This window comes from Micromonospora chalcea, assembly GCF_028768405.1.
GTDB lineage: Bacteria > Actinomycetota > Actinomycetes > Mycobacteriales > Micromonosporaceae > Micromonospora > Micromonospora chalcea.
In genome coordinates, this window is record NZ_CP118233.1 from 1,445,067 (window position 1) to 1,462,041 (window position 16,975).

Annotated in this window: 15 protein-coding genes and 1 pseudogene; 12 read left to right on the forward strand and 4 right to left on the reverse strand. The window is 75.1% G+C overall.

Going from position 1 to position 16,975, the window contains the following annotated elements:
• Positions 1 to 136 precede the first annotated feature (136 nt).
• The 6 genes and pseudogenes from PVK74_RS06800 (at position 137) to PVK74_RS06825 (ending at position 7,945) form a co-directional block, all read left to right on the forward strand.
• Positions 137 to 3,322 (forward strand): penicillin acylase family protein, encoded by a 3,186-nt coding sequence (locus PVK74_RS06800; protein WP_274478532.1) that lies wholly within the window; start codon positions 137 to 139, stop codon positions 3,320 to 3,322.
• Positions 3,323 to 3,421: 99 nt separating this feature from the next.
• The gene (gene dinB, locus PVK74_RS06805) at positions 3,422 to 4,609 is read left to right on the forward strand and encodes a DNA polymerase IV (RefSeq protein ID WP_274478533.1); all 1,188 of its coding nucleotides are present in this window, start codon (positions 3,422 to 3,424) and stop codon (positions 4,607 to 4,609) included.
• A 105-nt stretch (positions 4,610 to 4,714) separates the two neighbouring features.
• Positions 4,715 to 5,647: a hypothetical protein gene (locus tag PVK74_RS06810; RefSeq protein WP_064445878.1), complete on the forward strand. Its 933-nt coding sequence runs from the start codon at positions 4,715 to 4,717 to the stop codon at positions 5,645 to 5,647.
• On the forward strand, positions 5,644 to 6,096 hold the full coding sequence (locus PVK74_RS06815) for an ABA4-like family protein (RefSeq protein ID WP_274478534.1): 453 nt from the start codon (positions 5,644 to 5,646) through the stop codon (positions 6,094 to 6,096). Before PVK74_RS06810 ends, PVK74_RS06815 begins: the two co-directional genes overlap by 4 nt.
• 9 nt (positions 6,097 to 6,105) lie before the next feature.
• Positions 6,106 to 7,323 carry a sensor histidine kinase gene (locus tag PVK74_RS06820; protein ID WP_274478537.1) on the forward strand — a complete coding sequence of 406 codons (1,218 nt, stop codon included), beginning with the start codon at positions 6,106 to 6,108 and terminating at the stop codon, positions 7,321 to 7,323.
• Positions 7,320 to 7,945: pseudogene (locus PVK74_RS06825) on the forward strand (response regulator). Before PVK74_RS06820 ends, PVK74_RS06825 begins: the two are co-directional and overlap by 4 nt.
• Before the next feature lie 5 nt (positions 7,946 to 7,950).
• Here PVK74_RS06825 and PVK74_RS06830 read toward each other — a convergent pair.
• From PVK74_RS06830 to PVK74_RS06840, 3 genes are read right to left on the reverse strand one after another with little or no spacing between them, the layout of a single operon-like run.
• Entirely contained in the window at positions 7,951 to 8,664 is a 714-nt protein-coding gene (locus PVK74_RS06830) for an RraA family protein (RefSeq protein WP_274478538.1), read from the reverse strand.
• Between the two features lie 9 nt (positions 8,665 to 8,673).
• On the reverse strand, positions 8,674 to 10,032 hold the full coding sequence (locus tag PVK74_RS06835) for an FUSC family protein (RefSeq protein WP_274478539.1): 1,359 nt from the start codon (positions 10,030 to 10,032) through the stop codon (positions 8,674 to 8,676).
• 60 nt (positions 10,033 to 10,092) lie between these two features.
• On the reverse strand, positions 10,093 to 10,845 hold the full coding sequence (locus PVK74_RS06840; RefSeq protein WP_069088633.1) for a dienelactone hydrolase family protein: 753 nt from the start codon (positions 10,843 to 10,845) through the stop codon (positions 10,093 to 10,095).
• A 135-nt stretch (positions 10,846 to 10,980) separates the two neighbouring features.
• Here PVK74_RS06840 and PVK74_RS06845 point away from each other — a divergent pair, with 135 nt between their 5' ends.
• Both PVK74_RS06845 and PVK74_RS06850 read left to right on the forward strand, forming a co-directional pair.
• Positions 10,981 to 11,379 carry a DUF2267 domain-containing protein gene (locus PVK74_RS06845; protein WP_064445872.1) on the forward strand — a complete coding sequence of 133 codons (399 nt, stop codon included), beginning with the start codon at positions 10,981 to 10,983 and terminating at the stop codon, positions 11,377 to 11,379.
• On the forward strand, positions 11,376 to 11,636 hold the full coding sequence (locus PVK74_RS06850) for a hypothetical protein (protein ID WP_064445871.1): 261 nt from the start codon (positions 11,376 to 11,378) through the stop codon (positions 11,634 to 11,636). The genes PVK74_RS06845 and PVK74_RS06850 overlap by 4 nt, the downstream gene beginning before the upstream one ends.
• Before the next feature lie 5 nt (positions 11,637 to 11,641).
• Here PVK74_RS06850 and PVK74_RS06855 read toward each other — a convergent pair whose 3' ends face one another.
• On the reverse strand, positions 11,642 to 12,571 hold the full coding sequence (locus tag PVK74_RS06855; RefSeq protein WP_274478541.1) for a diacylglycerol/lipid kinase family protein: 930 nt from the start codon (positions 12,569 to 12,571) through the stop codon (positions 11,642 to 11,644).
• Positions 12,572 to 12,685: 114 nt separating this feature from the next.
• On the opposite strand from PVK74_RS06855, the gene PVK74_RS06860 reads away from it, so the two are divergent.
• Genes PVK74_RS06860 through PVK74_RS06875 form a run of 4 tightly spaced genes read left to right on the forward strand, consistent with a single transcriptional unit; the run spans position 12,686 to position 16,973 of the window.
• Positions 12,686 to 14,386: a sugar ABC transporter permease gene (locus PVK74_RS06860; RefSeq protein WP_274478543.1), complete on the forward strand. Its 1,701-nt coding sequence runs from the start codon at positions 12,686 to 12,688 to the stop codon at positions 14,384 to 14,386.
• A gap of 47 nt (positions 14,387 to 14,433) precedes the next feature.
• A complete protein-coding gene (locus tag PVK74_RS06865) occupies positions 14,434 to 14,985 on the forward strand; it encodes a hypothetical protein (RefSeq protein WP_104114162.1) in 552 nt (183 codons plus the stop codon).
• Between the two features lie 12 nt (positions 14,986 to 14,997).
• Complete coding sequence (locus PVK74_RS06870; protein ID WP_064445868.1) at positions 14,998 to 15,543, forward strand: hypothetical protein; 546 nt, start codon at positions 14,998 to 15,000, stop codon at positions 15,541 to 15,543.
• Positions 15,544 to 15,551: 8 nt separating this feature from the next.
• A complete protein-coding gene (locus PVK74_RS06875; RefSeq protein ID WP_209962010.1) occupies positions 15,552 to 16,973 on the forward strand; it encodes a hypothetical protein in 1,422 nt (473 codons plus the stop codon).
• Positions 16,974 to 16,975 lie beyond the last annotated feature (2 nt).

Here is a 16,975-nt window from a genome sequence, read left to right on the forward strand (position 1 = left end):
GGTGGTGCCCCGATCATTGCCCGCAGATAGATATGAGTCATTCTCACCTCCGGGCAGGACGCCCGGGCGCGGAGGCCGAGACGCCGTCAGCCGGGCGTACCGAACGGCCCTACTCCGCGTCCCCCGGAGGATCGCCATGCCATTACCCGCCATCCGTGCCCGCCTCGCGGCGCTCACCACCGCCGCCCTCACCGCGAGCGTCCTGACGGTCATCGCGCCGTCACCGGCGCTCGCCGCCACCACGTTCACCCCCGACGACTACTGCCTCGGCCAGTGCGCCGACATCCTGCCGCCCGGGCAGAACGGCAACGCCACGCTCGTGGCGATCCTCGCCCACCAGACGCTCGGCACCCGGCCCGCGCACTCCAGCGACCAGCTCGACGAGTACGCCAACCTGGTCTACAACTACGCCGGGCTGACCGACGAGCAGATCGCCCACTTCTACAACGACGCCTCGTTCGGCGTCCCCGACGCCCAGGTCGAGAGCAGGATCTCGCCACGCTCGGACGTCACCATCGTGCGGGACAAGGCCACCGGCGTCCCGCACATCACCGGCACCACCCGCGGCGGCACCATGTTCGGCGCCGGGTACGCCGGGGCCCAGGACCGGCTCTGGGTGATGGACCTGCTGCGGCACGTCGGCCGCGGCAACGTCAGCTCGTTCGCCGGTGGCGCCCCCGGCAACCGCGAGCTGGAGCAGAGCGTCTGGGCCAACTCGCCCTACACCGAGGCGGACCTCCAGGCCCAGGTGGACGCGCTGCGCCTCAAGGGCACCCGGGGCCAGCAGCTCTACACCGACGTGGCCGACTACATCGCCGGCATCAACGCCTACATCGACAAGTCGATCGCCGACGACAACTACCCCGGCGAGTACGTGCTCACCGGCGCCGGGAAGCCCAAGCACTTCACCATGACCGACCTGATCGCCACCGCCGGCGTCATCGGCGGGCTGTTCGGCGGAGGCGGCGGCAGCGAGGTCCGGTCCGCGCTGGTCCGGGTGGCCGCCCGCGCCAAGTACGGCCCGACCGAGGGCGACCGGGTCTGGGCGGCGTTCCGCTCGCAGAACGACCCGGAGACCGTACTGACGCTGCACGACGGGCAGAGCTTCCCGTACGGCGCGACACCGCCCGGCGCCACCAGCGCGGTGCTGCCGGACGCGGGCACCGTGGTCGCCGAGCCGCTCGCGTACGACGCCACCGGCGGGGCCGCCGCCCGCACCGGCAGCAGCGCCGCCACCAAGGACCTGCTCGGCGGCCTGTCCACCCTGCGCACGCACGGCATGTCCAACGCGGTGGTGGTCTCCGGCCGGCACACCACCACCGGCAACCCGGTGGCCGTGTTCGGCCCGCAGACCGGCTACTTCGCCCCGCAGCTGCTCATGCTCCAGGAACTGCAGGGGCCGGGGATCAGCGCGCGCGGCGCCGCGTTCGCCGGGCTGAACCTCTACGTGCTGCTCGGCCGCGGCCAGGACTACGCGTGGAGCGCCACCTCCGCCTCCCAGGACCTGACCGACACGTACGCGGTGCCGCTGTGCACCACCGACGGCACCGCGCCGACGCTGCGCTCCAACCGCTACCTCTACCGCGGTCAGTGCGTGGCCATGGAGGTGCTGGAGAAGCGCAACTCGTGGTCGCCGACGCTCGCCGACTCCACCCCGGCCGGCGCGTACACGCTGCGCGCGCTGCGCACCAAGTACGGGCTGGTCGCCTACCGGGGCATGGTGAACGGGCAGCCGACCGCGTTCACGAAGCTGCGCTCCACCTACCGGCACGAGGCCGACTCGGCGATCGGCTTCCAGGCGTTCAACGACCCGGCGGCGATGGGCAGCGCGGCGGCGTTCCAGGCGTCCGCCGCGAACGTCGGGTACGCGTTCAACTGGTTCTACGTCAACTCGACCGAGGCGGCGTACTACAACTCCGGCGCGAACCCGGTCCGCCCGGCCACGCTCGACCCGAACCTGCCGGCCAAGGCCGAGCCGGCGTACGAGTGGGTCGGCTGGAACCCGGACACCAACGACGCCACCTACGCACCGGCGTCGGCCCACCCGCAGTCGGTCAACCAGGACTACTACGTCAGCTGGAACAACAAGCAGGCGCGGGACTTCGGCGCGGCCGACGGCAACTTCAGCTATGGCGCGGTGCACCGCGGTCAACTGCTCGACGGCCCGGTGAAGGCCGCCATCGCCCAGCGCAAGCTCAGCCGCGCCGACGTCGTCCGGATCACCGCCGAGGCGGGAGTCACCGACCTGCGTGGCCAGCAGGTCCTCGGCGAACTGCTGCGGGTGCTGGACAGCACGCCGGTCACCGACCCGGCGCTCGCCGCCGCGGTGACCAAGCTGCGGGCCTGGCAGCAGGCCGGGTCCCGCCGGGTGGAGACGTCACCGGGCTCGAAGGTCTACCAGCACGCCGACGCCATCCGGATCTTCGACGCCTGGTGGCCGCTGCTGGCGGCGGCGCAGTTCCGGCCCGGCCTCGGCCCCGACCTGTACGGCGCGCTGGTCGACGCGCTGCAGGTCAACGAGTCGCCCTCGGGCGGGCAGAACGCGGCGCGCGACGGCAGCGTGAGCTGGGCGTCGCAGGGCCAGGCGCACAAGGGCTCGGCGTTCCAGTACGGCTGGTGGGGCTACGTCGACAAGGACCTGCGCGCGGTGCTCGGCGACCCGGTGGCCGGCGGGCTCGGGCGCACGTACTGCGGCAACGGCAACCTGGGCGCGTGCCGGCAGGCGCTGCTGGACACGCTCGGCCAGGCCACCGCCGCCCCGGCGGCCACCGTCTACCCGGGTGACTCGTCCTGCGGTGCCGGGGACCAGTGGTGCGCCGACGCGATCGCCCAGTCCGGGCTCGGCGGCATCACCCACCCGTTGATCGGCTGGCAGAACCGGCCCACGTACCAGCAGGTCGTGTCGTTCCCGGCGCGCCGGGGCGACACGGTGACCAACCTGGCGCAGGGCCGTACCGCCACCGCGTCCAGCACGCAGTTCCTGACCAGCAACACCCCGGCCAAGGCGGTCGACGGCAGCCTCGACACCCGGTGGGCCAGCAGCTACAACGACAACCAGTGGCTGCGGGTGGACCTCGGCTCGGCCCGGACGATCAGCCGGGCGGTGCTGCGGTGGGAGGCTGCGTACGCCACCGGCTACCGGATCGAGGTCTCCGCTGACGGCAACTCCTGGCAGCCGGTGTTCAGCACCACCACCGGCAACGGCGGCGTCGACAACGTGACGTTCGCCCCGGTCAGCGCCCGTTACGTGCGGATGTACGGCGTGACGCGGGCGACCTCGTACGGCTTCTCGCTCTACGAGTTCGAGGTCTACGGACGGTGAGGCGCACGCGGCCGGCCGGCGGGAGCCATCCGCCGGCCGGTCGCGTGCGTCCGGGCAGGTCAGCCGCGCCCGTTCGAACATGTGTGCGAGGATGGCGGGGTGTCGAGCGAGGCCACCATCCTGCACGCCGACCTGGACGCGTTCTACGCCTCGGTGGAGCAGCGCGACGACCCCCGGCTGCGCGGCCGGCCGGTGATCGTCGGCGGCGGCGTGGTGCTCGCGTGCAGCTACGAGGCCAAGGCCCGGGGCGTGCGCAGCGCCATGGGCGGCCGGCAGGCGCGGCGACTCTGCCCGGACGCGATCGTGGTGCCGCCCCGGATGGCCGCGTACACGGCCGCCAGCCGGGCGGTGTTCGAGATCTTCCGGGACACCACCCCGCTGGTCGAAGGGCTCAGCATCGACGAGGCGTTCCTCGACGTGGGCGGGCTGCGGCGGCTCGCCGGAACGCCGGACGCCGTCGCGGCCACGCTGCGGGAGCGGGTACGCCGCGAGGTCGGCCTGCCGATCACCGTCGGCGTGGCCCGGACGAAGTTCCTGGCGAAGGTCGCCAGCGGCGTGGCCAAGCCGGACGGGCTGCTGGTGGTCGAGCCGGAGCGGGAACTGGCGTTCCTGCACCCGCTGCCGGTGGAGCGGCTGTGGGGCGTCGGCCCGGTCACCGCCGCCCGGCTGCGCGAACGCGGCATCCGTACCGTCGGGCAGGTGGCACGGCTGGACGAGCCGGCGCTGGTGTCGCTGCTCGGCGCGGGCGCCGGCCGGCACCTGCACGCCCTGGCGCACAACCGCGACCCCCGGGCGGTGCAGGTGGGCCGCCGCCGCTCCTCGATGGGCGCGCAGCACGCGCTGGGGCGCGGCCCGCACTCCCCCGCCGAGCTGGACGCGGTGCTGGCCGGTCTGGTCGACCGGGTGACCGGGCGGATGCGCGCGGCCCGGCGCACCGGCCGCACGGTGACCCTGCGGCTGCGTTTCGCCGACTACACGCGGGTCACCCGGTCGCACACGCTCGACGAGCCGACCGCGCAGACCGCGCCGCTGCGCGACGCCGCCCGTGACCTGCTGGGCGCCGCGCTGCCGCAGATCGCGCTGCGCGGCGTCACGCTGCTCGGCGTCTCGGTGGCAAACCTCGGCGGCGGGCACACCCAGCTGGCCCTGCCGTTCACCGCCGACCCGGGTCCGGCGCTGGACGCCGCCGTCGACGCGGTACGCGACCGCTTCGGATCACGGGCGCTGACCCGTGGGGTGCTGCTCGGCCGCGATCCGGGCGTCGAGATGCCCCGGCTGCCGGACTGACCGCTCCGCCTCCTCCCCCGGTAGGAGGCGCGCTCCGACCCGGGGTCACGGACGCGGCCTGCGGACGGGCGCGCGGGTCCCGGTCCGCCACCAGCATCTACAGGCATGACTACCGTGCGGAACCGGGCGGCCGGATGGCACCGCCCCCTGATGCTCCTCGTGTCCGCGATGGCGGTGCTCACCGTCGTCGCCGCGGTCGGCGTCGTCGCCGACCCGCGCGTGCTGACCGGCGCGCCCATCTGGGCCAAGCCGCTGAAGTTCGCGATCTCGTTCGTGCTCTACGGCGTCACGCTGGCCTGGATGCTGTCCCTGCTGCCGCGCCGCAGCCGGGCCGCCGAGCGGGCGGCCACACTCATCGTGGCCATGGCGGTGCTGGAGATGACGATCATCGTGGGCCAGGTGCTGCGCGGCACCGCGAGCCACTTCAACGGCGCCACGACACTGGACGCGATGCTGTACAGCGTCATGGGCGCGGCGATCACCGTGCTGTTCGCCGCCCAACTCGTGCTGGCGGTCGTGCTGTCCCGCCGGTCGCTCGCGGACCGCGCCGGCGGATACGCGGTACGGCTCGGCCTCGCCGTGTCCCTGCTCGGCATGGTCGTCGCGTTCCCGATGGTCATGCGGCAGCCCGCCGGAGCGCCGGCCGGGATCAGCGGCGCGCACAGCGTCGGGGTGCCCGACGGCGGTCCCGGGCTGCCGCTGCTCGGCTGGAGCACCACCGGCGGCGACCTGCGCGTCGGGCACTTCGTCGGGATGCACGCGCTGCAGGCGCTGCCTCTGCTGGCGATCCTGCTCGACCGGTTCCTCGGCCGGCGGCTGGACGGGCTGACCCGGGCCCGGCTGGTGCTCGTCGGCGGGGCCGCGTACGCGGGACTCACGCTGCTGGTGACCGCCCAGGCCCTGCGCGGGCAGCCGCTGCTCGCCCCGGACGCGCTCACGCTCGCCGCGGCGGGAGTGCTGGTGGCGGCCACGGCAACCGCCTCCGCGCTGGTGCTGGCGCGCCGGGCCCGCCGCGCCGGGGTGGTGCTCGTCGGATGATCGGGATCCTGTTCGACCTGACGTTCCTGCTCGCCGCCCCGTTCTGGGCGCTGATGATCCTCGCGCCGCGCTGGTCCTGGACCGCCCGGATCGTCGGCTCACCGCTGATCGTCGCGCCGGTGCTGCTGGTCTACGCCGTCCTCGTGCTCCCGTCGCTCGGAACGGTGCTGCCGGTGGTGACAGCGCCCACCCTCGACGGGCTGCGGGACCTGCTCGGCACCGCAGACGGCGCGGCGGCGGCCTGGGCCCACATGATCGCCTTCGACCTGTTCGTCGGCCGGTGGATCTGGCAGGACGCGCGGGAGCGCGGGCTGCCGGCCCTGCTCACCGCTCCGGTGCTGCTGCTCACCGTCGTGCTCGGCCCGCTCGGGCTGGCCGTCCATCTCGGACTGCGCGCCGTCCGGCGGCGGCGAGCCAACGCGGTGGCCCCGGCCGCGCCGGTTGCCTAGGCTGACGCGGTGGGCTGGGTCGGTCGGCTGTTCGACGCACGCGACACGCTCGCGCGGATCCTGCTGCTGGATCTCAGCGGCATCGGCTACCTGGTCGTCGGCGTGCACGGCCGCCCCGGGCCCACCGGAACGCAGTGGGCGCTGGCGGTCCCGGCGTTTCTCCTGGCGCTGTTGTGCCACCGCCGGCCGCTGCTGAACCTGCTCCTCCAGTCGGCGCTGCTCGCGGCGGCGTTCCCGCTGGTCGACGACGTGATGATCAACCAGGTCGGCGCGAGCTGGGCGCTGCTGGAGCTGACCATGCGGGCCACCTGGCCGCGCACGATCTGGCTCGGCGCCGGGCTGCTCGCCGCCGTCGACCTGACCAATTTGATCGGCGAACCGGTCCGCACAGCGCTGACCGGGCTGTTCGGGCTCGCCGTCACCGTCTGCCTGCCCCTGCTGCTCGGGCTGGTCGTGCGGACCACGAGGGAGCTGAGCCGGCAGGCCGAGGAGCGGGCCGAGGCGGACCGGCGCCGGCGCGAGTCGGAGAGCCGGGCGGCCCGCGCCGACGAGCGCGGCGCCATCGCCCGGGAACTGCACGACGTGCTCGCGCACCACGTCGCGTCGATGGTGCTGCGGGTCGGGGTGGCCCGGCACGTGCTGCCCGACCTGGACCCCCGGGTCGGCGCTGTGTTCGACGACGTGCACGCCACCGGCACGGCGGCGCTGACCGACCTGCGGCGGCTGGTCGCGGTGCTGCGTGACCCGGACGGCGTACGCGGCGACGCCGCCCTGACCGCGATCGAGCCGTCGGCGCTTCCGGCGGCGCTCGGCGCGGCGGTGGACCGGGCCCGGCAGGCGGGCGTCGTGGTGGAGGCCGACGTCGACCCGGCTGTCGGCGCGCTCGACGCGGTACGCGGCCAGGCGGTGCTGCGACTGACCCAGGAGGCGTTGACGAACGTGGCGAAACACGCGGGCGCGGCGGCGCGGGCGCAGCTGACCGTGTCGGTCGAGGACGGCGCGGTGCACTGGGCGGTGTCCGACGACGGGCGGGGCGCGGCGCCGGCTGGGGTGCCCTCCGGCGGCGGCCACGGCATCGTCGGCATGCGGGAACGGGTGGAGGTGCTCGGCGGTCGGCTGGAGGCCGGGCCCACCGGGTCCGGCTGGCGGGTACGGACCGTGCTGCCGGCGGCCGGGCCCGCCCCCGACACGCCCCGCCCCCGCGCGGGCGCGCCGGAGCCGGCGTGATCCGGGTGCTGCTGGTCGACGACCAGCACCTCATCCGGGCCGGTCTGCGGATGCTCTGCGACGCCCAGCCCGACCTCGACGTGGTCGGCGAGGCCGACAACGGCCGGGACGCGATCGCCCTCGCCGCCCGGCTGCGGCCCGACGTGGTGGTGATGGACCTGCGGATGCCCGGCGTCGACGGCATCACCGCGACCAGCCGGATCCTCGCCGACCGGCCCGCCACCCGGATCATGGTGCTCACCACGTTCGGCGACGACGACCACCTCTACCCGGCGCTGACCGCCGGCGCCTGCGGCTTCCTGCTCAAGGACGCGCCCCGGCCGACCTGCTGGACGGCATCCGCCGCGCCGCCGCCGGGGACAGCCCGTTCAGCCCGGAGATCCTGCGCCGGCTGGTCGAACGCGCGGTGCACGCCCGAGCCGGCGCGCCCCGGCGCGCGGCCGAGCTGACCGCCCGCGAGCGGGACGTGCTGGACCTGGTGGCCGACGGACTGTCGAACACCGAGATCGCCGACCGGCTGCACATCGGCGTGACCACGGTGAAGACGCACATCACCAGCCTGATGACGAAGACCGGCAGCCCCAACCGGGTACGCCTGGCGCTGTGGGCGCGCGGCGGCTGAGCGGCTCACTCCTCGATCGCGCCGCCCACGGCGCGCAGGTGCGCCCGGAACGTCAGCGCCGGGTCGGCCGCGCGGGCCGTCAGGTAGGCGGCGAAGCCGACCTGCGACCGCAGCGACTCGCCGGCCCGGATCCGGTCGGCCTGCCGCCGCTCGGTGTCCCGGATGGACTCGGCCAGGTCGAACAGCTCCCCGGCCCGGTGGGCGGGCACGAACAGCACGCCGTCGTCGTCGGCCAGGGCAAGGTCCCGCGGGCCGACGGTGAACGACCCGACCCGGGCGTGCTCCAGTGCCCCGTCCGGGCGGGGGTCCAGCTCCAGCGGCCCGCTCGGGGTGGCGCCGAGGCTGAACACCGGCAGCCCGACCGCCACCAGGTCGACGGTGTCGCGGTGCGCGCCCCACACCACCAGGCCGGCCAGCCCGGCGGCCCGCGCCTCCAGCACCACCAGGTCGCCGACGCAGGCCCGGTCGGTGCGCCCGCCGTCGTCGACGACGAGCACGTCCCCCTCGGCGGCCCGCTCGATCGCCTCGAGGAAGACGTCCACGCTGCCGACGTGCCGGGCCGGGCGGACCGGCCCGGCAAGCCGCCGCCCGGGCAGCACCGGGCGTACGGCGGCCGCAGCGCACCGGACCTCGACGCCGGCGCGCAGGCAGGCGTCGGCGACGTGAGCGGTGGTCAGCGCGGCGAACCGCGCGACCAGCGCGGCGTGACGGGTGTCCATGGGCCGACGCTAACGAGCCGGACCGGCCGGGGCAGGTGCCAGTTGCCGCCCGGTGGCCTTCGACAGCCCCCAGCCGACGCGGGTCGGCGGGCGGAACATGTCCGGGCGCCGACCGGGCACGCCCCGCCCGGCCACCCGGCGCCGGACCGGCCGGCTCATCCGGGCCCGGATCGGCGGGCGCGCTTCGGCCTCGCCCGCGCCGGCGGCCCGGCGCACGCTGCCGTTGGCGTCCTCGGCCCGGCAGCCGGTGGCCCGCAGCAGCTCGCTCTGCGCGGTCCGCAGGTCGCTGATCATCGCTTCGCCGTAGGTGCGCACCCCCTGCGACCACGCGCGTCCGGCCAGCTCCGCGCCCTCCCGCACCAACTCCCGGGTGCGTTCCAGGTCCTCGTCGTCGCCGCCGCGGCAGGCCCGGTTCAGCTCCCGCGTGGCCGCGCCGAGGCGGACCACCGCGTCCGGCAGCGCGGGCGGGATCGGCTCGTCGTACTGCAACGCGGTGGCGGAGCGCCGGGCGATCGACCGGGCGTAGAGCACCAGCCGTTCCAGGTGCTGCGTCGCCTCGGCGTACCTGTGGAACTGGGCCCGGCGGCGCCAGCGGACGGGCGCGATGGTCACCACCTCCTCGGCCCCGCTGAGCGCGTCGTTGAGCCGCCCGATGTCCGGCTCGAGTCCGCGCAGGTCCTCCAACGCGCGCTGAGCCTCGTCGGCGTCGCGCCGGGTCAGCGCGTGCGCGACGGCGTCGAGTTGCGCGGTGAGCCCGGCGGTCACCGGCTCCACCGCCTTGCCCAGTACCCGGATCGGGTTGACCGGCAGCAGCAGCGCCACCACGAACAGGCCGACCAGCCCACCCACCAGCGCGTCGAAGAGCCGGGGCAGCTCCAGACCGGGCTGCACCGGCGCGAGCGTGGCGATCAGCACCGCCGTACCACCGGCCTGGCCGACCAGCGCGCCGCCGCGCCCGGCCACCAGCAGCGCGGTGGCGATGGCGAGCGTGACCACCAGGCCGGTCTGCCAGGAGCCGCTGCCGAGCAGGGCGCGCAGCAGGTCACCGACCACGATGCCGAGGCCCACGCCGATGAGCAGTTCGAACGTGCGCCGGGCCCGCTGGCCGATCGCGGTGGCGATGGTGCCGACCGCGGCGGCCGGGGCGAAGACGTGCCCGCCGGAGCCGAGCAGCCACTGGGCGAGCAGCGCGGCGAGCGCCGCGGCCAGCCCGGCCTGCGCGGAGATCACCACGGTGATCTCCAGTTGGCGCATCCGGTTCCGGCTGGCCATGCCGCCCTCGGCACGGGCCCGGGCGAGGGCGCTGCCGCCCCGCTCGACCACCCGGTCCAGGGGCGAGCGGACGGTGTCGCGAGGGCGGTCGGCCATGTCGCCGGTTACCCGCCCCCGTGCCGGTGAATCGTCCGCCCGGCCCGGCCGGCGCCCGGATCAGCGCCCGAAGGTGCGGTCGAGCAGGTCGAACAACGCGGCCCAGTGCCGCTTCGTGGCCTGCTCGTCGTACATCGGCGTGTCCGACTGGGTGTAGCCGTGGCGGGCGCCGGGATAGACCTCGGAGCGGTAGGTGACACCGGCCGCGTCCAGCGCCTTCTCCAGCACGGCGATCTGCTCGGCGGTCATCGACGGGTCGGCGTCGGCGTGCCCGAAGTAGAGCTCGCCGCTCACCGCGCCGAGGCCCAGGTGCGGGCTGTCCGGCGCGTCGGTGACGACCCGCCCGGCGTGGAACGCGGCCGCCGCGGCGATCCGGTCCGGCAGCGCCTCGATCGCGCGCAGCGCGTTCATGCCGCCCATGCAGTACCCGGTGATCGCCGCCGGACCCGGCGCGACGTCCGGCTGGGCGGCGAGGAAGTCCAGGTAGGCGGCGGTGTCCCGGGCCACCGTCTCCGGCGTCAGCGCGGCCATCATCGGCCCGATGCTCTCGAACAGGGCGCCGCGGCGGCTGTCGTCGGCGAGCGCGCCGAGGTCGATCAGCGGGGCGCGTCCGGCGCGGTGGAACAGGTTGGGCGCCAGCACGACGTATCCGCGCTCGGCGATCGTCGCGGCCATCTCCGCCACCCGGGGCCGCAGCCCGAAGGCGTCCATGAACAGCAGGACGGGCGGGAAGGGGCCACCGGAGTCCGGCCGCGCCAGGTAGGCGTCCGCCGTTCCGTCGGGGGTGGGCACGTCCACGGTCGTCGGCTGCACTGTCGGGGCCTCCTTGCTGCGGGTTCCGGGCTGCACGCTACCCCCGGCCCGGCGGCGCCGGCGCCTCGGGCTCGCGACCCGTTTGCCGACGTCCAGCGTGGGAATCCGGCAATCCCAGCGGAGGAAGGCGGCGAGATGGACCAGGATCAGTTCATCGGCGCGGTGGCCCGGCGGTGCGGCGCGTCCGCGGAGCAGGCCACGGCGATCACCCGGGCGACGTTGACGACGCTGGCCGAGCGGATCGACGGCGGGGAGGCCCGCGACCTTGCCGACCAGCTGCCCGAGGCGCTGCGGGCCTACGCGTTCGGCCCGGCCGAGGCGGCCGAGCCGTTCGGGCTCGACGTGTTCGTGGAGCGGGTCAGCGGACGCGCCGACGTGGACGTGGACGCCGCCCGCGACGGCATCACGGCGGTGTTCGACGTACTGCGCGACGCCGTCGACCCGGCCGCGTACACCCAGGTCGTCACGCAGCTTCCCGCCGAGTACGGCGACGTGGCCGACCAGAGCGCCCCGTACGTGCGGCGCACCGCGTGAGCGAGGACGCGCTGCGCCGCCCGCCCGAGGCCGACGCGCAGGAACAGCGGCAGGACGAGACGCTCGTCGGGCCACCCGACACGGTCGACAGGGCGGTGCCCGAGGCGAGCGAGGCGGACCTGGCCGAGCAGGGCGTGCTGCGCCCGCCGAGCGACCGGGCCGGCCTGGGCGAGTCGGTACGCGACGATCTGACCGCCGCCGACGCGGTGGAGCAGAACACGGAGATCCCGCTGCCCGACGAGGAGCACTGGGCCTGACCGGCTCAGTGGTCCGGGCTGTCCGCCCGGGCCATCAGCCGCAGCGCGTTCGGGTCCAGACCGATCCGGACCGGGGTCTGCCCGTACGGCTCGCCGTCGACCTCGATGCGGGCCGGCCGGTCGGTGTCCAGCCACAGCTGGCGTACCGCCAGGAACGGCTCGTCGCTGAGCGTGCGGCGGTGGCCGGCCGCCGCGTTGCGCGCCGTCTCGCGCAGCAGCCCGCGCCGGGTCGGCCCACCCACCGGGTACGCGACCAGCAGCCGGTCGTCGGCGGTGGCGTCGGCGGTGATCGGGCGGCCGGCGTGGAAACCGCCGTTTGCCACGTACACCTGATGGGTGGTGAACGTGTGCTCGCGTCCCTCGGCGCGGACCGTCACGCGCAGCGGCCGGTGCCGGGCCAGCAGACCCAGCCCGGTCATCGGGTACGCGAGCCGCCCGGCGGCCCGCTTCAGCCCCGGCGGCGCGGCCTGCATGATGTCGGCGGACAGCCCGATCCCGACGTGGTTGGTGAACCGGGTGTCGCCGATCAGGCCCAGGTCGACGTCGATCACCTTGCCGTCGGTGAGCACCGCGATCGCGGCGTCCAGGTCGAGCGGCACGCCGACGGTGCGGGCGAAGTTGTTGGTGGTGCCCAGCGGCAGCAGACCCAGCGCGACGTCCCGGTGGGCGAGCAGCCGGGCGGCCGCGCCGACGGTGCCGTCGCCGCCGCCGGTGACCAGCAGGTCCGGGCCCAGGTCGGCGGCCTCGGCGAGCACCCGGTCCAGTTCGCCGGGCCGGTCCACCGGGTACGCGCCGAGCAGCGTGAACCCGGCCGCGCGCAGGCGTGCGTGGACGGTGTCGTAGAGCCGCCGGCCACGGCGGGAGTGGGCGTTGACCACCAGCGCCGCCCGCCGTCGTCCCCGGATCGCCGTGGTCAGCTCCTGCTTGCTCCGCACGGTTGCGACAGTAGCCGCCCCGCCCGGCAGCGGTCCGGTCGCGCTGCCGACGTGGACGGCATCGGTTACCGTCGCGACGGCCGTGATCGTCGATCTTCGAGGGTGGATGTCCCGATGAATCAGCCGGCAACACCGCAGGCGCCAGCGCCCCAGCACACCCAGCCGAACCGCCCGGCGCAGACCCTGATCGGGCTGGCGCTGATCGTCCCGGCCGTGATCGCCTGGGTCTGGTCGTACGTCCTGCCCACCCTGTCCACAGTGGCCCGCAGCTTCCAGGGTGACGGGCCGCGCGGCTCGGGCGAGTCGGCCGGTACGGCGAACTACGAGGCCGCCCTCACCTCCGGCTTCGCCGGGCAGGTCGGGTTCGCGGTGCTGCTCGCCCTGATCCCGCTGGCGGTGGCGCTGCTCGCCGCGCCGCTGCTCGCCGTCCTCGCCGACCGGGCCGGCCGGGTCGCCCGCCTGGTCACCCGGGGCGTGCTGGCGCTGCCGCTCGCCGCGTACGCGCCGGTCGCGGTGTACCTCGGCCGGCGCGCCGAGGGCATCGAGGACGGCACCCTGACCCAGGATCTGCAGTCCCCCCGGACGTTCCTCGTCTCGGCGCTGGCACAGGTGACGTTCGGGCTGGTCGTCGCGGTGGCCGCGACGCTGTACCTGAGCGCCCTGCGCCGGCGGGACCCCGACCAGCGGCCCGCGCCCGCCATGCTGACTGTCGGCGGGCTGCTCGGCCTGGGCGTCCTCGCCGCCGCCCTGCAGACCTACACCGCCCCGGTGATCCTGACCGGCGGCGGGCCGCGCGGCGAATCCACTGCGACGCCGGTGTTCACCGCCGTGCAGACCACCTTCCGGACGATGCGCTTCGGTGTCGGGTCCGCCACGTCGACGCTGCTGCTGGTGCTGCTCGGGCTGCTCGGGATGGCCGCGGTGGCGCTCATCCTGGCCACCCGGCTGCGCATCGAGTTCGACGGCTGGCGGGACGGCCCGGCCGTCCGGGAGGCGGAGTCCTTCACCGGCCGCCGGCCGCTGCTCGTCGGGCTGACCGCTGTCGCGCTCGTCGTCGTCCTCGGCGTGACCGTCTGGGCGTCGCTGCCGTGGCTGCGGAACTTCTCCGCCGACACCGGGCCCCTGCCCAAGGGGGTCGAGACGGCGAACCTGTTCGCCAACACCTGGGTGCCGCCGCTGCTGTCCACACTCGTCGCGGTGACGGTCGCGGCGCTGGCCGGGTTCGGGATCAGCGCGCTGCGCCCGCTGGGGCGCTGGAGCGAGCTGCTGCTGGTGCCGTTCGCGCCGTGGTTGTTCGTCGGCGCCGGCCCACTGGCCATCGCCAATTTCGAACGCACGATGGAGCGCGAACAGCTGGGCCTGTTCCTCGGCCTGGTGCCGCCGACCTGGCTGTCGGTGCCCGCGCTGTTCGCGTTCACGCTGCTGTTCCGGGGCCAGCACGAGCGGTGGCGTTCCGGCGGCGGCGCCGGCCGTACGCTGCTGCTGCCGGCGCTGCCGATGCTGGCCGTGACCGCGTTGCCGACCTGGCTGGCACACGCCCAGTCGCCGTTGTGGTCGATGCTCGTGGGCCGGGGCCCGGACAGCCTCACCGCTCCCGCGCTGGTGCAGATGATCGCCGGCCGCGCCTTCGGCGCCGGGGGCGAGCTTCCGCTGGGCCTGGTCCTGCCGCTGCCCATGCTGATCCTGTTCGTGGTGTTGTTCGTCGCGCTCATGGTCGGCTACCTGGATCGGCTCGCCGTCCGGGTGGGGCGGCGCGGCGGCCCGGACGCGCCGCCTACCGGGGCGCGCGAGCCTGCCGCCAAGGTCACCGCATAGGGAAACCCCCGATTACCGGCGGTGACGTCGCGCCTAGCGTCGCAGGCATGGCAACTGACGCGCTCACACCGGCCCGGACCGCCCGTCTCCACCGCGCCCGCCTGGCGCTGCCCCTGGTGCTGCTCGCCCTGCTCGCGCCGGCCGGGTGCGACTCCGGCGGCGACGTGCTCGACGGAGGCGCGGCCGACACCGTGGCGGGCGAGGACGGCGGCGACACCGACGCGGGCGCGGTGGACGACGTGCGACCGCCGTGCCCGTTCACCGCCGCCCAGGTCTCCGAACTGGTCGACCGGAAGCTGCGCGACGAGGGCAACTGCTCGTTCGGCGACGGCATCGCCCAGCTGGCGGTCACCACGGCCTCGGCCACCGCCGGCAAGGCCACCTACGACTACCAGCACGAGCAGGCCGGCCAGCAGTACGAGAAGGTCGTCGACCTGGACCGGGGCGAGCGGGGTTACCTCGCGGTCAAGGACGTGCGCGGCGAGGCGGTGCTGATCGACGGCAAGGGCACGTACACGGTGACGATCAGCAGCTTCGGCGGCGGCACCGCCGGCAACGAGCAGATCCTGCGCCGCACGCTCGACGCGATCCCGGCCTGAGCGGGGGCCGGCATGCGAACCCGTCGACTGATCGCGCTCGCGTTGACCGCGACATTGTTCACCGCGCCGGCCGGTTGCGGCGGCGACGAACCGCCGGCCGCCGGTTCCGCCGCGCCCGGCGCGGGCTCGCCGGTCGCGGACCCGACCGGGGAGGCGCCGGCCGAGCCGAGCGCCGAACCGGTGGACGACGCCGCCGGGCCGGACGCCTGCGCGCTGGTGTCCAAGGCCGACGCCGAACGTCTCGCCGGCACGCCCCTCGACGAGCCGGTCGCCGCCGGGCAGTCCTGCACCTACACGGGGCCGACGAGCGGGCCGACCGCCCAGGTCGAGGTGTTCGTGGGTGACGGCGCCAAGAAGTACCTCGACATCGAGCGGCAACTCGAGCACGAGATCCGTGAGCTGGCCGGCACCGCCGACGAGGCCCTGCTCACCGCGGAGGCGTTCTTCCTGCGCAAGGGCGACCTGTGGGTCGCGGTGCGGCTGGTGCGGCTCAACGACCCGCAGGAGAACCGGGCGCCGCTGGAACGGCTCGCCCGTACCGTCGCCGGCCGGATGTGAGGGGGCCGGTGCGCGGCCGTCGGCTGCTCGCGGCCGGCGTGGCGGCGCTGCTGGCGGTGACCGGCTGCGGCGGCCCCACGCCCGGCCCGGCCGACGCGGCCGACGACGGGCAGCCCCGGTACGGGCAGGCGCCGGCGCCCGGGAAGGACGTCACGCTGCAACCGGACGTGGTGCTGGTCGGCGGCGGCAGCCGCACCGTGCGGTCGGTGAGCCCGGACGGGCTGACCTGGCGGCTCGACCCCGGCGCGCGCGACGCCGACCGGCTCGCGCCCGGCCGGGTCATGTTCCTCACCGGGCGCGGCGTGGGCCGGGTGCTCGACCTGGCCGAGGAAGGCGGCGACCTGGTCGTCACGATCGGCCCGGTCACACTCACCGAGGTGATCCGCGACGGCACGTTCGGCGGGGACGACGTCACCCTCGACCAGCCGACCGTCTACGTAGCAGGTGAGCCGTCGTGGACCCGGGACGCCGCGGCGGCCGGCGGCACGCTCGGCCGATCCCGGCCGCTCGCCGTCGCGCCCGCGCAGCCGCCGCCCGCGCCGGGCGGGCAGGCCGCCGCGAGCGCCCACGGCTACCGGGTACGGACGTTCTGCTGCGCCGGTGGCGTCGGCACGCACTTCACGTACGACGACGGCGGCGTCCGGCTCGCCGGCACCGTCACGCTCACAGTCGGCCGCCCGGCCGCGTCGTTCCACCTGGCCATCGGCGCGGGCAAGGTGACCCGGGCCGAACTGGAGATCGGCGGCGGCTTCGGCATCAAGGTGGACTTCACCGCCGGCGTCGACGGCGGGCAGAACCACCGCAAGACGTTCCCGGTCCCGGTCGACATCGCGTTCCCGATCGGACTGGTCGCCGGCCTGCCGCTGTCGTTCACGGTGAGCCAGACGCTGGAGGTGGCCACCGCGTTCGGCGCGAAACTGGGCACGTTCCGCGGCTCCGGCGAGTACGCCCTGGCCGGCAAGCTCGGGTTCGGCTACGCGAACGGCCAGGTGGGGTCGCGCGTGACGGAGGGCTTCGCGCGCCGGGTGAGCCTGCTCGACTCGCTCACCGGCGTGCCGGTCGGCGTGATGGGGCTGGTCGTCCGGCACGGCGTGCGGTTCACCATGGGGATCAGCGCGTTCCTGTTCACCGCCGGCATCTGGTTCGAGCTGGTCACCTCGTACGGGGCCACGATCGGGTCCGCGCTCGGCGCCCCGTACGCGGTGTGCCGGGGCGTCGGCCTCGGCGTACGGGCGAGGTTCGGCATCGGCTACCGCATCCTGGAACCCGTCGTCCAAGTGATCAACAAGTTCCTCAGCCTGCTCAGCCCGTCCCGGGCGCCCCGGATCCCGCCGATCGCGGCGACCAGCGGGCCGAGTTGGAGCGCCGACGTCTACCGCAACCAGGAGGTGATCCCGCCCGTCTCGATATGCGGACAGGTTCCGGGCTAGGC